The organism is Gilvimarinus sp. 1_MG-2023, assembly GCF_030548285.1.
Window position 1 is genome coordinate 1 of the sequence record NZ_JAUOSC010000624.1, and the last position, 314, is coordinate 314.

The window sequence follows — 314 nt, forward strand, 5'->3', positions numbered from 1 at the left end:
GATACGGGGAAACACCATGCAGAATGTCAATTGGATACGTCGGGTCAAACTGCAGCAGTTACGTGCGGTGCTGGCGCTGGCAGACAGTCCCAGTCTGGTACAGGCATCGGAAGCCCTGAATCTCAGCCAGCCTGCCGTCAGTAAAATACTACGTGAACTGGAAACCGACCTGGGCGTGGAGCTGTTTACCCGTACCAGCCGGGGCAGTCATACCACGCCGATGGGCGATATGCTGGTTGAGCGGGTGAAGGTAATCTTTTCCCAGTTGGAACGGGTCGCCCAGGAAATTCATGACATCAATGAAGGCTTGAGTG

General features: G+C 55.1%; 1 protein-coding gene. It reads left to right on the forward strand.

All coding sequences use genetic code 11. From position 1 onward, the window contains the following. Nucleotides 1–16: 16 nt before the first annotated feature. Nucleotides 17–314 (forward strand): LysR family transcriptional regulator (locus Q4563_RS18365; protein WP_303605531.1); only part of this gene is annotated, 298 nt, incomplete at its 3' end.